This window comes from Synechococcus sp. CS-1326 (genome assembly GCF_025128115.1).
In the GTDB taxonomy this organism is placed as follows: Bacteria; Cyanobacteriota; Cyanobacteriia; order PCC-6307; family Cyanobiaceae; genus Regnicoccus.
Genome location: NZ_JAHLYV010000001.1, coordinates 1 through 12318, shown reverse-complemented (window position 1 = coordinate 12318; position 12318 = coordinate 1). Strand labels below are relative to the sequence as shown.

At 65.9% G+C, this 12318-nt stretch carries 17 protein-coding genes; 12 read left to right on the top strand and 5 right to left on the bottom strand.

All coding sequences use genetic code 11. The annotated features are described in order from the left end of the window. On the bottom strand, positions 1-411 hold a 411-nt coding region (locus KQ307_RS00085), incomplete at its 3' end, for an ArdC family protein (protein WP_259726540.1). 223 nt (positions 412-634) lie between these two features. Between KQ307_RS00085 and KQ307_RS00080 the strand changes: the two genes are divergently transcribed. From KQ307_RS00080 to KQ307_RS00070, 3 genes are read left to right on the top strand one after another with little or no spacing between them, the layout of a single operon-like run. Continuing rightward, entirely contained in the window at positions 635-829 is a 195-nt protein-coding gene (locus KQ307_RS00080; RefSeq protein WP_259726539.1) for a DNA-binding protein, read from the top strand. Beyond that, on the top strand, positions 829-1017 hold the full coding sequence (locus KQ307_RS00075) for a hypothetical protein (RefSeq protein WP_259726538.1): 189 nt from the start codon (positions 829-831) through the stop codon (positions 1015-1017). The genes KQ307_RS00080 and KQ307_RS00075 overlap by 1 nt, the downstream gene beginning before the upstream one ends. Next, a complete protein-coding gene (locus tag KQ307_RS00070) occupies positions 1002-1220 on the top strand; it encodes a Fic family protein (RefSeq protein ID WP_311133835.1) in 219 nt (72 codons plus the stop codon). Before KQ307_RS00075 ends, KQ307_RS00070 begins: the two co-directional genes overlap by 16 nt. 199 nt (positions 1221-1419) lie before the next feature. Here KQ307_RS00070 and KQ307_RS00065 read toward each other — a convergent pair whose 3' ends face one another. Both KQ307_RS00065 and KQ307_RS00060 read right to left on the bottom strand, forming a co-directional pair. After that, on the bottom strand, positions 1420-2604 hold the full coding sequence (locus tag KQ307_RS00065; protein WP_259726537.1) for an NAD(P)-binding protein: 1185 nt from the start codon (positions 2602-2604) through the stop codon (positions 1420-1422). Between the two features lie 143 nt (positions 2605-2747). Continuing rightward, positions 2748-3464: a GAF domain-containing protein gene (locus KQ307_RS00060; RefSeq protein ID WP_259726536.1), complete on the bottom strand. Its 717-nt coding sequence runs from the start codon at positions 3462-3464 to the stop codon at positions 2748-2750. A 143-nt stretch (positions 3465-3607) separates the two neighbouring features. Here KQ307_RS00060 and KQ307_RS00055 point away from each other — a divergent pair, with 143 nt between their 5' ends. The 4 genes from KQ307_RS00055 to KQ307_RS00040 are packed head-to-tail and all read left to right on the top strand — an operon-like array spanning position 3608 to position 6853. After that, a complete protein-coding gene (locus tag KQ307_RS00055) occupies positions 3608-4405 on the top strand; it encodes a methyltransferase domain-containing protein (protein WP_259726535.1) in 798 nt (265 codons plus the stop codon). Further along, a complete protein-coding gene (locus KQ307_RS00050) occupies positions 4389-5582 on the top strand; it encodes an NAD(P)/FAD-dependent oxidoreductase (RefSeq protein WP_259726534.1) in 1194 nt (397 codons plus the stop codon). The genes KQ307_RS00055 and KQ307_RS00050 overlap by 17 nt, the downstream gene beginning before the upstream one ends. A 6-nt stretch (positions 5583-5588) precedes the next feature. Beyond that, positions 5589-6635, top strand: a complete 1047-nt coding sequence (locus KQ307_RS00045) for a type III polyketide synthase (RefSeq protein WP_259726533.1) — start codon at positions 5589-5591, stop codon at positions 6633-6635. Continuing rightward, positions 6635-6853, top strand: a complete 219-nt coding sequence (locus KQ307_RS00040; protein ID WP_259726532.1) for a hypothetical protein — start codon at positions 6635-6637, stop codon at positions 6851-6853. Before KQ307_RS00045 ends, KQ307_RS00040 begins: the two co-directional genes overlap by 1 nt. On the opposite strand, the gene KQ307_RS00035 is transcribed toward KQ307_RS00040, so the two are convergent. Beyond that, entirely contained in the window at positions 6840-7646 is an 807-nt protein-coding gene (locus KQ307_RS00035) for an alpha/beta fold hydrolase (RefSeq protein WP_399253902.1), read from the bottom strand. The genes KQ307_RS00040 and KQ307_RS00035 overlap by 14 nt on opposite strands. A gap of 16 nt (positions 7647-7662) precedes the next feature. Continuing rightward, a complete protein-coding gene (locus KQ307_RS00030) occupies positions 7663-8412 on the bottom strand; it encodes a lysophospholipid acyltransferase family protein (RefSeq protein ID WP_259726530.1) in 750 nt (249 codons plus the stop codon). 538 nt (positions 8413-8950) lie between these two features. On the opposite strand from KQ307_RS00030, the gene KQ307_RS00025 reads away from it, so the two are divergent. The 5 genes from KQ307_RS00025 to KQ307_RS00005 form a co-directional block, all read left to right on the top strand. After that, a complete protein-coding gene (locus KQ307_RS00025) occupies positions 8951-9220 on the top strand; it encodes a high light inducible protein (RefSeq protein ID WP_259726529.1) in 270 nt (89 codons plus the stop codon). 61 nt (positions 9221-9281) lie between these two features. Then, positions 9282-9884, top strand: a complete 603-nt coding sequence (locus KQ307_RS00020; RefSeq protein WP_259726528.1) for a MarC family protein — start codon at positions 9282-9284, stop codon at positions 9882-9884. A gap of 105 nt (positions 9885-9989) precedes the next feature. Continuing rightward, the gene (locus tag KQ307_RS00015; RefSeq protein ID WP_259726527.1) at positions 9990-10433 is read left to right on the top strand and encodes a nuclear transport factor 2 family protein; all 444 of its coding nucleotides are present in this window, start codon (positions 9990-9992) and stop codon (positions 10431-10433) included. Positions 10434-10886: 453 nt separating this feature from the next. Further along, complete coding sequence (locus KQ307_RS00010; protein WP_259726526.1) at positions 10887-11642, top strand: glutaredoxin; 756 nt, start codon at positions 10887-10889, stop codon at positions 11640-11642. 69 nt (positions 11643-11711) lie between these two features. Then, positions 11712-12318, top strand: a 607-nt coding sequence (locus KQ307_RS00005; RefSeq protein WP_259726525.1) for a DUF305 domain-containing protein, incomplete at its 3' end; no start/stop codon positions are given.

Below are 12318 nucleotides of genomic sequence, written 5' to 3'. Positions count from 1 at the left end.
GAGATCGGCGGCATTGAAGACCGCCACCGGCCGGTAGGTGGCCCAGCTGTGCAGGGTGACTTCACCGCCCTCGCCTTGCTCCTCGCAGCTGTGGAGCTGGGGCCGCAGGATGTGAACCGCCTTGCTGCCCTTGCGGGGGAACATGCCGAGCCTTTTGGCCTCGGCAAAGCCGCACCAGAACGGCAGGGCAGAGCCCCGCATGTGCATGCCGAGCGTGAGCAGGATCGGATTGGCGCCGCGGTAGCGATGACCCGAGATCAAGTTGACGTGGTGGCCGCCGCCGGTGCCATCCCAGGGCCGCCGCCAGGGGGCTGATCCGGCCTCCAGCAGCTCGATCAAGGAGGCAACGATCTTTTCCTCAGCCGTGGGGCCAGCGATGCTTTTGCGGGAGCGGGACTTGGACGCGGCCATGAATGGCAGAGCGCGGGACGCCCGAGTGGTGCCCCGCGCAGGCAAGGGCGGCGACGGCGCCTGTCGCCGAGCCGCTTGCGTCAGCCCTTGCCCGTGGGGCGACCATGAGGAAGCCCGCGCGACCCATCCCCAGGGGAGTCAGTCCCCAATGGCCCTTCTGGTCGTTCACGGGGCACCATCAGCCGAGGAAGGTGCCATCGTTGGAAAGCGAGTGGAAGCTTCCATGGCGATCGCGATCGAACTCAGCGACCACCAAGCCCAGGCGCTCAGCGAGGCTGCCGCACGGCTCCAGGTACCAGAGGCGGAGTTGGCCGCTGCAGCCGTACGGGATCTGCTGGCTCATCAGTCCGCCGATTTCGATGCTGCCGCGCAACGGGTTCTTGAGAAGAACCAGGTGCTCTATCAACGCCTGGCTTGATGCGTTGGCTGCACTTGGCAGAGGTGCTGGAACTGCACCGTCGCCTGATTCACCAGAGTGGTGGCATGACCGGCCTACGCGATCTGGGCTTGCTGGAGGCCTCTCTGGCCCAGCCTCGCCAACGCCTTGCCGGTGTTGATCTCTACCCAGGGTTGATCGCGAAGCAGCAGCTCTGGGCTTTTCGCTGATCCAGAACCACCCCTTCGTGGACGGGAACAAGCGCGTCGGCCATGCCGCCATGGAGACCACCTTGGTGCTCAATGGCTTTGAGCTTTCCGCCAGCGTGGATGCTGCCGAGGCGGTTGTGCTGGCCATCGCCAGTAGTCAACTGAATCGTGAAACCTTCACCCGCTGGGTGATGGCCAACCAACGATCCCTCAACCCCCTGTAAGCAGAGCGATCGTTCGGCTTGCTTGCTTCGAGGACCCAGGCTGAATCCGTGCCTGTGCCGTGGCTATGGGGTGCACCGCCCCGTTCGTCCAGCGCTCAAGAGATCCTGAGCAGATCACCGCCGCTCCAGCCACCGGTTCAGGGCTGCTTGGCATGGACCCGGGCGATCTGAACCAGCACCTTCCGCGAGCTGGCGCTGATCAAGCTGGCGCCCCCGGCCGCAGGGCCGCCAGCAACTGTTCAGCCAGCAGCTCGCCGCTGCGCAGGGCACCCTCAATACGCGCAAAACCGGCACCGCTGCAGAAATCACCACAGAAGCCCACCCTGCTCTGTGGGCAGAGCATCAGATCGCTGGCCAGGCCGGGTCCTTCAGGGAAAGCCGCCCCCCAGCGCATCAGTTGGGGCTCGGCACTCTCCAGGTCGAGAATGGTGATCCAGGGCTTCAGCACTGCCGCAAGGGCTGATCTGAGCTTTTCGATCAGCGCCTGTTGCCCCTCAGCAGCTGGGATCAGCCCAGGCAGCGGGGCCAGTTCAGCTGTGGAGTGCGCCACCACGGCGCAACGCCCATCAGCCAGGGGTTGAATCGAGAGACGCGATAGCCCCCAGCGCTTCTGGGCAGCCTCCTCGAAGCTGAGCAGCCGAAAGGGCAGCAGCCGCCACTGCTCAGCCGCTGCAGACGGGATCAGCAACAGCAGGGCGTGACGCGGACTGGCACCGACCGCCGCGATGGCCGCTGCGGCCCTCTCCAGCTGGGGATCCGTCAGGCTGCTAAGCAGCGCCTGCAGCGGGGGTTCGGACCAGCCAAGCAGCGCCTGGCAGCGGGGGTGCACCAGCAGGGTGCCGCTCAGTACCAGCCAGTCGGCGCCACCCAGCCGCTGCTGCCGCTGATCCTGCAGCTCCCAGCCGCCGTGGGTGGTGCGGGCCAGATGGCGCACCAGGCAGTTCACGTTCAGCTCGATCTCAGCGCCGCCGAGCTCCAGCAGCCCCCGGCAGAGCTGATCCATGCCGCCCTTGCCTCGATAGAGAGCACCCCGGGTGAGCGGATCGGTGGCACCGGCGATCAAGCGGCCCTCCCGATCCAGCTGGGCCAGTTCACCCGACCAGGGCTCGAGCCAGCCCCCCGCCAGCAAGGGAGCCAGCAGGGCTGGTGGGGGGCTGCGGTCGATCGAGAGCAGCGGCGCACCGTGATCGAGCCGCAGCAGGGGGTCGTGGCGGGAGCGGCGGGTGCTGGCACGGCCCCCCGCTCCCCGGCCCGATTCCCAGAGGCTGATCGGACCCCGCCAGCCCAGCCATCGCAGCCTGGCCGTCAGCGCACAACCGGCAACCCCGGCACCGATCACCGCCAGGGAGGGGGCAGCGGGATCGAGCGGGGGCCCTGGCTTCAACTCAACCGGGCCGGGAGCCCATCGCAGTTCGCCAGCACAGTCTGCCGCTGCAGCTCACCCGCCCGCTCCCTCCTGCTGGATGCCAGACGGGCGGGGATCACAGAGCCTCCGGGCTGGGGCCGGTCAACGCTCCAGGCTGGCGATCAGGAGTTGGCGTCCTGCTGGCGGAACACCTCGGCCACCTCGGGGAAGTGCTTTTCGATGCAGGCCTCGCACACCCCATGGGTGAAGGCCACATCGGCGTGCTGCTGGATGAAGGCTTCCACGCTCGACCAGTAGCCGGCGTCGTTGCGGATCGCTTTGCAATAGGAACAGATCGGGATCAGCCCTTCGATCAGGTTGATCGTCTCCAGGGCCACAGCCAGCCGGGCGGACACCCGCCTCAGCTCCAGCTGGGTCACAACCTGGCGGGCGAGCCCTTCCAGGGCCAGCAACTGGGCGGCATTGAGCTCCCTCGGCTCATGGTCGATCACGCAGAGGGTGCCCAGCGGCAGGGCTTCCGGTGACAGCAGCGGAACGCCCGCATAGAAGCGGATGTTGGGCTCCGAGGTCACCAGCGGATTGGCGACGAAGCGCGCATCGAGGTGGGTGTCCTGGACCACCAGGATCTCCTCTTCGAGGATGGCGTGGGCGCAGAAGGAGATGTCCCGGCTGGTTTCCAGGGCCTCGATGCCGAGCTTCGCTTTGAACCACTGCCGGTCGGTGTCAACCAGGCTCACCAGGGCGATGGGCACATCACAGACATAGGCCGCCAGGGCCGTCAGATCATCGAAGGCCTGCTCGGGAGGTGTGTCGAGGATGTGGTACTCCCGCAGGGCTTCCAGCCGCTCGTCTTCTCGCTCGCTCAGTGCTGCCTTCATGGGCCTGAAACCAAAGGATCGTGACGCCCCTCGGTTTCATTGTGGGCCTCACTTCCACGGCGCAGGAGCGGCTTCACGATTCCACACCCCTGCCGTGGCCGCAGCGGCAGCGTTCCTAGGATTCAGGGCCACCTGCACCCACGGTGGACCCACAGGGGAGACAACTGCAGCCGACCCCCTCTGATCTCCAGGCCGCCCTGGCGGTGCCGTTGCCCCAGTTGTGGAGTCAGCTGGGCCAGCGGCAGCTGAGGCCTGAGCTGATGGATCAGCCCGGCCTTGATCCCCGGGCCCATCAGGCGGCCCTGCAGGGTCTGGCCCGCATCAATGCGTTCACCCGCAGTGCCGCCTGCGTCTTCCCCTCCATCCGTCGCCTCGCCCGCCAGGCACCACAGCGGCGCCTGCGCCTCCTGGATGTGGCCTGCGGTGGGGGCGACACGGTGCGGGCCATCAGCCGCCTGGCCCGGCGGGAGGGGATCGATCTGGAGGTGCATGGCTGCGACATCAGCGCTGAAGCCGTCGCCCTTGCCGGTGCAGCGGCCCGGGCAGAGGGGCTGGAGGTCCATCACTTCCAGGCCGATGCGATCGGCGCCCCCCTCCCCGGCGGCTATCACCTGATCACCACATCGCTGTTTCTGCATCACCTCAGGGAGCCCGACGCCGAAGCCCTGCTGCGCTCCATGGCAGCCGCCACCCTCGATCAGCTGTTGGTGCATGACCTGATCCGCAGCCACCTGGATCTGGCGCTCACCTGGATCGGCACCCGCTTGCTGAGCCGCTCCCCGATTGTGCACACCGATGGTCCGCTCTCGGTGGCGGGCGCCTTTCAGCTCGATGAAGTGGCCCAGCTGGCCGCCACCGCCGGCCTGGTGGGGGCGCAGATCACCCGCTTCTGGCCCGAGCGCTTCCTGCTCTCCTGGAGCCGCGATGCCCCCGGCGCCTGATCCGCTGCCGTTGCAGATCGCGCCCTGCTGGGATGTGGTGGTAGTTGGGGCTGGACCGGCCGGCGCCCTGGCGGCCCATGGCCTCGCCAGGCGCGGAGTGCGGGTGCTGCTGGTGGAGCAGCGCCGCTTCCCCCGCTGGAAAGTCTGCGGGGCCTGCCTCAGCCCCCAGGCCCTGGCAGCCCTTGAGGCCGCCGGGCTCGCGGAGCTGGTGGCACAGCAGGGTGGCCTTGCCCTGCGGGTGCTGCAGCTCGGGGTGGCTGGCCTGGTGAGCCCGATCGCTATGGAGGCTGGCCTGGTCCTCTCCCGGGCCCGCCTCGATCAGGCGCTGCTGGAAGCGGCTGTTGCCGCAGGCGCCGAGGTGCTGACGGGCACCCGGGCTGTCCTGGGCGCTGCCGCCACAGGTGCGGACCCGGACCGGGAGGTGGTGCTGCAAACAGGCACCGACCAGCTGCGTGTGACCGCCAGCGTGGTGCTAATCGAGGCCGGCCTCAGCCACCGCTGCTTGGAGAGCGAGCCGGAAATCAGCACCAGCATCGAACCCCACAGCCGGGTGGGGGCCGGTTGTGTGTTGCCTGGGGACGCTGCCGGGCTCCTGCCCGGGGTTCTGCAGATGGCTGTGGGCCGGGGAGGGTATGTCGGTCTGGTGCGGGTGGAAGACGGGGAGATCAATCTGGCCTGTGCTTTCGATCGGGCCTTGCTGCGCTCCAGCGGCGGTGCGGCAGCTGCCTGCCGCAAGATCCTGGCGGAAGCGGGCTTCGCGCCACTCCTCGCTTCTCTGCCAGGCCTGGAAGCGGCGTCCTGGCAGCTCACCGCGGCACTGAGCCGCCGCACACGCCCACTGGCTGGCCACCGCCGGCTGCTGCTGGGCGATGCCGCCGGCTACGTGGAGCCCTTCACCGGCGAAGGCATGGGCTGGGCTCTGAGCTCCTCTCTGGCTGCCCTGCCCCTGGTGCTGCGCGGCCTGGAGCGCTGGGATGGTGCAATCGAAATGGAGTGGCGGCGCCGCCACCAGCGCTGGGTGAGGCGGCGGCAGGGGTTCTGCCGCGCTCTGGCACTGGTGTTGCGCCACCCCGGGATCAGCTGGGGACTGCACCGGCTGGCAGCGCACGCGCCCTTGATCACCAGCTCCATGATTGAGTTTCTGCAACGGCCCGCCCTGCCCTGCTCGACGGACTGATCGACCATGCCCCTGTCCCTGCTTGGTTTCGGCACCGCGGTGCCGGAGCGCTGCCTCAGCCAGGCAGAAGCCCTGGCTCTGGCACCGCAGCTGGGGGGCGCCAGCCCCCGCCAGCAGCGCCTGCTGCAGCGGATCTACCAGCGCTCCGGGGTGACGCACCGCCACTGCCTTCCCCTCGCTGCTTCCACCAACCCCTCCACGGCCGAGCGGATGCGGCGCTATCAGCCGGCGGCGCTGGATCTCGCCCTGCGCGCTTCCCGCCTGGCCCTGGCCGATGCCGGCCTCGAGGCGGGCGCAATCACCCATCTGATCACCGTGTCGTGCACGGGTTTCGGCGCCCCTGGCTTCGATCTGGCCCTGATCGCCGGTCTGCCCTTGCCCGCCGATGTGGCCCGCACCCACGTGGGCTTCATGGGCTGCCACGGGGCACTCAACGGCCTGCGGGTGGCACGGGCCTTCGTGGAGGCCGACCCAAGCGCCTGCGTCCTGCTCTGTGCAGTGGAGCTGTGCAGCCTGCACCTGCAGGAGGGCTGGAACCCCGACCACATCGTGGCCAATGCCCTGTTCGCCGACGGTGCGGGTGCTGTGGTGGCTGCGGGGTCCAGCCGGGGCAAGGGGTGGCAGCTGATCGCCTCGGCTTCCACAGTGCTGCCCGGCACCGAAGACCTGATGGCCTGGATCATCGAGGACCATGGCTTCTCGATGGTGCTCTCAGCCCAGGTCCCCACGCGCATCTCCGCTCAGCTCTGCCCCTGGCTGGAGCCCTGGCTGGCAGGCCAGGGCCTGACCCTGCCGGAGGTGGAAACCTGGGCCGTCCATCCCGGTGGGCCCCGCATCCTGGCGGCGGTGCTGGAGAGCACCGGCTTGCAACCGGCTCAGATCGCTCTCTCCACCGCGGTCTTGCGCCAGTTCGGCAACATGTCGTCGGCAACGATTCTGTTCATCCTGGATCGGTTGCACAGCACGGCCGGCCGGGGCCCGTGCCTGGCCCTGGGCTTCGGCCCGGGGCTCACGGTGGAAGCGGCCTTGCTGGTGAGGGAGGAAGCGAACTGATGGTGGATCTCACCACCTGGGATGGCCTGCTGCGTAGCTTCGTGAACAATCCAGGCAAGGTGCGGCCTGTTTCCGAAGCCGACTTTCTGGCGGCTTCACCCTCGAACGCTGCGTACATTCTGCTTGATCTGAAAGGAGCCAGTGGTTGTGAGACTGAGCTGCGGCTGGTCTTTCTTCCCTTCGACTGGAGCATCAATCAGCGGACTAAGCCACCATGAGTTCGCTCCTGTCAGCGCAGAAGTTGGTGGATTGAAGGATGCTGCTCAAGCTGATCTCCTGCTCCAGCAGGCAGGCGTGACCACTTTCCGGCAGGAACACGGTCTGGGACTGGGGCAGATACCGATCCAGCCGTTTCGCCTCTGCCACTGAAGGGAGCAGCCGATCTGCCCCTGATGCCAGAACGAGAACAGGTTTCTCAATCCGCGCCAGTGCCGATTGATTGATCTCGAACTGGCTGAGCAGTGACAATCTCCAGGCAGCACTCGGTGGACTCACCGATTGCATGGCGGCCAGCAGAGCCTGCTGGCTCAGAACCGGAACACGGTGGGACGCGATCAGCAGCGGCAGCAGTCCAAAGGTGGACAGGCGGTAGAGCGGATCGGGTAAGCGCTGCGTCAGCGAAGCTCCCCAACCAAGCCAGGGTTGGCGGCTGGCCGCAGAGGCCGGGTTCACCAGGATCAGACGATCGAACAGAGGCGGATGGCGAACAGCCAGTTTCAGGGCCAGACAGCCACCAAACGATTCACCACAGAGCACGATCGGACGCGAAGGCGAACGGTGCTGCTCCTTGCTGATCAACGCGGCGATCTGTTCCACCAATTCATCCCAGCCGGTCAGGTCGTCGGTGGGAATCGACAGGCAACGAATATCGAAACTGGCCCTCAATCCGCTGAGCTGGGGTGCCAGCAACTCGCCTGTGCCATCCATTCCTGGCAGAAAGACAAACAATGGCTGGTTTGGTCTGCTGGAGTTAGAAGCCAATAGCTTCAGCGGCCTGGTGTTGACTGGCATCGGAGGCAGGGAGGAGTTAGGTGCAGCCATGGCGCAGCATTCCGGCAATCTGATCCCAGCAGGATTGGCTGATCTCCCTGGCCAGCCTGCTGCCGCTGCGGCCGCGATACTGTTGCCTTAAATCCTCATCAATTCGGATCGGATGGCCAAAGAAAAGGTGGACGCGGCGATAGACAATGGCTGAATGCCAACCCCCGCAATTGAACAGAGGCTCGGACGGATCAAACAGACGAAACAGTTTGAGCGGGGCCAGCTGATGTTGATTTTCTTCCGTTGACAGGATGGCAACCGGCAGAATCGATAAGTCAGAAACGGGTGCACGCAGGGCCAGGTGGGCAAAACCTCGATGGAAGGGGCTGAGTTGATTGGCCGGCTTGACCTGCACCATCGGCTGCGCCCCCTCCGGAAACACGCCGACCAGCTGCCGTGCCTGCAGGAAGCTGATTGAATTCTCGAAAAAATGCTTCTGTCGCTGGCGAGGGGCGTCGAGCGGAAAGGCACCCATCGCCGACACCACATCCCGCATCACCGGAACACGACTCATGTAGTAATGGCAGGCGAATCGCACCGAGCGATTCATGGCTGCCATCAACAAGGGAGCATCCAGCACACTGCGGTGGTTGCTGACAACCAGGATCCTCTGATCGGCTGGGATTCGCTCGGCATGCTCAAGGGAAAACTTCGTGCCGACGGCCCCAAGCAAGCGACGGGACAGCCGCAAGGGAGCATCCAGGATCTGTTCTGATGGATTGTGGTTGAAGGTCACCGGCACAAGCTGAGATGTTGAAGCGTGACGCGGTGATCAGAGTTCATGATCATGCTCAATCGTATCGAAAGCCACCTGCGCCATGAATGATCTATCCAGTCAGTCAAAGTGGATCTTCCTTGGCCGATCAATCTGCCGGATCACGATCGGGTGGATCTGCCCGTTACCGCGATACCTCCAGGCTGGGATGAGCATGGATGATGAGTCATTGTCACTATGCCCAACCACTTCATAAAATGCTAATGCGCGGGCATTGGCAGCGTGGCAGGACCTCAGGGGGTGATCTCCGAACGTTCCAGCCAGGAGTTCCTCGGGCCTGCTGGCTGAAGGCCGCCCCGTTGCCGCTGGCCGGCCTGCGAACACAGCACAACAACAGCAGCGCTGGGCTGCCCGGTGGATGGTTGCTGGTGGGCTCTCACCTGCTTCTGACTGTGGCAACCAGGGAAGCAATCATTCCAGCTGATTTGCAACGACTAGTTAACGTTAATTTCCATCCAGTTCTTGCTGCTAAAGTTATTTTGACTCGTATCAAACCGCCATGGAACCGGACACCTCCAAGACCCCCAGTGCGGTTGATCGCGCCTCGATCCGTGGCGCCTCCGTCACAACCGAGGAAGGGGGTCGCCTCAATGCCTTCGCAGCGGAACCTCGCATGGAAGTGGTGAGTGCTGATCGCGGCTGGGGCTTCCACGAGCGTGCCGAGAAGCTCAACGGCCGCCTGGCCATGCTCGGATTCATGGCCCTGCTGATCACCGAATCCGCCCGGGGTGGCGAGGCCTTCACCCGAGGCATTCTGGGAATCGGCTGATCCGGATCCGCCCTCCTGCCAGGCGGGACCTGCACCCTTCGGCCGGTTGGCTCCCTGTTCCATGTCCCTGATCAACACCGCCGTCGGTCTGCTGGCGATCAGTTCGCCGATCGGCGTTCTGCCGGTGGTGGCCAGGGCGGCACGCGGTGATGCCGGCCGGCTCCGGCAGATCAGCCGCCTGGCGGTGCTCACCTTTCTGTTCACCCTGCTGGCGGCCTGCTGGTGGGGTCAGGCCCTGCTCGATCTGTTCGGCATCACCCTCGATGCCTTCCGCGTCGCTGGCGGCCTGATCCTGCTGCCGATCGGCCTGCGGCTGATCGAGGGAATGGAGGTGAACCACCCCGATGTCGAGTCCGATGCAGGCAGCCTTGGCGTGGTGCCGATCGGCTTGCCGCTGCTGGCCGGGCCGGGGGCCATCTCCCTGGTGGTGGCGGACTCTCCCGCTTCCTGGCAGGGACGCCTGGCCCTCAGCGGCGTGATCGGCCTGCTGGCGTTGGGGATCTACGCCCTCCTGCGGGTTTCGATGCCCCTGCGCCGGGCCCTGGGGGAACTGCAGGAAAAGGTGATCAGTCGCTTGATGGGTCTGCTGCTCAGCGCCATCGGCGTGCAGATGCTGGTGGTGGGCCTGAAGGGCTGCTTCCCGGTGCTCGCCGGTGCGGCCTGATCAGGAACGCTTCCGGCAGAGCAGATCGACCCGATCGCCACGCAGCTCGCCTCCAGAGCTGTCAGCCTTGGCTGATTCCCACCGCCGCCGCTGCACCGAGCCGCCATGACCGCAGCCCTCTCGCCGCCGCTCACCGAGGCAACGCTCAAGGCTCTGTTCACCAAGCCCTATGGCATTCCGGGGCCCAGCGCTGAGCAGTGGCGGGCCGTCTACGACGCCAATGTCCATTTTCAGGACCCGACCCAGGAGAAGCAGGGCATCGAGGCCTACATCGAGGCCCAGGAGGGGCTGATGCGCCGCTGTGATGATGTGTTTCTGGTGCCCGGCGCCGTGGCGCTCAGCGGCGAAACGGCCTTCGTGGAGTGGACGATGGGACTGAAGATCAAGGGGATCGAGTTCATCTATCCGGGCACCACCCGCCTGCGCCTCGGCGCCGACGGCAGGATCGTGGAGCATCGCGACTATTTCGATTTCGTTGGCCCCACCTTTGAGCCGGTGCCGGTGGTGGGTGGTTTCGTGCGCTGGCTTTACCGGCGCTTCGTGTCCTGAAGCTGTCAGCAACACAACTTCATTTCCGAGTGTGTCTGTCGTTCTCAGCACCGAGCCTGTCAGCGGCTGGGATGTCCCTGCATGATCAGTCAACGAAGAGCCAGGATGTTCCGATCGTGCTCCACACCATTCCTTTGCTTGCTGCCACCTGTCTGGCGGGATTTGCAGTGTTGCAAGTTCTGTTCAGCACCGCTTCCTGGTGATTTCTCCTTGCCTGCGGCCGGAACGATCGGTTGATGGTCCGTTTCGTCTGGTTGTGGCTCAAGCAGTGGATCCGCTGGTGCAAGAGGGCCGACCCAGCAGGCGGGTGCATCCGTTCAACCCCTGCTGGGGCCTGGAGATGCCATCAACGCAGCTGATGCGCCTCTACGCAGACATCCCCTGATTCGGGCTCCAGGGAGAGTGCCGAAGGGTTGCCCTCCCTTGACTCTCCACCTAGATGGAGACCTTACGGTGAATGGCAGCGCCGTCGAGGCCATGGCCGCACCAGCCCCCCTCCCACTCCCCCTCCCGGTGCGGCTGCATCGCATCGCCACTGCCCAGCATGTCTGTCCCTATGGCCAGCAGGCGGCGGCCTTGCTGCGACAGCAGGGCATTCCCTTCGAAGACCATCTTCTGCTCAGCCAGGGGGAGGTGGAGCGCTTCAAGACGGCCCACGGCGTCAGCACCACCCCCCAGGTGTTCGCGGGCGATGAGCGCATCGGTGGTTACGCCGAGCTGGCCCGGCGTCTCGGGGTCAGCCCCCGCCCCACCGCGGGCCGCAGTTACCGTCCGGTGATCACGGTCTTCGCCGTGGCGGCCCTGATCGCGCTGGCCCTTGGCAGCGGCGTGGAGGGTTTCATGGGGGCAGCACTGGTGCTGCTGGCCTTGTTGAAGCTGATCGATCCGCCCGCTTTCGTGAGCTCCTTTCGCCAGTACAACCTGCTGAGCCAGCGGCTGAGCAGCTATGGCCGCCTGTTTCCCTATCTGGAGCTGCTGGTTGGTCTAGCGCTGCTCGCCGGCCTTGAGGCCACGCCGATTGCCCTGCTGGCGATCGCCATGGGCGCCGAAGGCGGCCTCTCGGTGATCAAGGCCGTTTACATCGACAAGCTCGACCTCGACTGCGCCTGCGTGGGCGGCAACAACCGCACCCCACTCGGTCTGGTGAGCGTGCTGGAGAATGGGGTCATGGTGGCGATGGGGTTGGTGATCCTGGTTCAGAGAGGGTGAGGTGGGAGCCGACCCTTGACTCTCCTGCCGAGTGGAGACCATACGGTGAGCAGATCCCATCCAGCCACCATGCGCCCGCCCCGTTTCTCCACCACCTTGATCGGGCTGTTCAGCAGCCTTGCCCTGGTGGCCCCCGCCCTGGCCCAGCAGCCCGGTGGCATGAATCACGACGGCCACCACGACATGCCGGGGATGGCCGCCCCGGCCCACGCCGGCCACGCCCATGACGTCGGTCCAGCCGGCGCCACCTACGACCTGCGTTTCATCGATGGGATGGTGCAGCACCACACCGGGGCGCTGCGGATGAGCGAATTCGTCTTCGGGATCGGATCCCCCGGTGTGGGAGCCCTCGGCAAGACGATCTGGCGCGATCAGGCGGGCGAGATCCGGGCGATGGGCCTCTGGCGCAAGGCCTGGTACCCCCAGGCGCCCGTTTACCCGGTGGCGCTGGCGAGCGGCGGTGATCCCAACAGCCTCTCCGGCCTCACCCGGATGAGCCAGGCCCAGATCGATGGCATGCGGATGATGGGTGAGCTCCCCACCAAGGACAACCGGGTGGTGTGGTTCCTGGAGGGGATGCTCGATCACCACGGCGGGGCGCTGCTGATGGCCCACGACGCCCTGGCCAAGAGCACCAACCCCACCATCCGGCGCTTCGCCAGAGGGGTGATCGTGG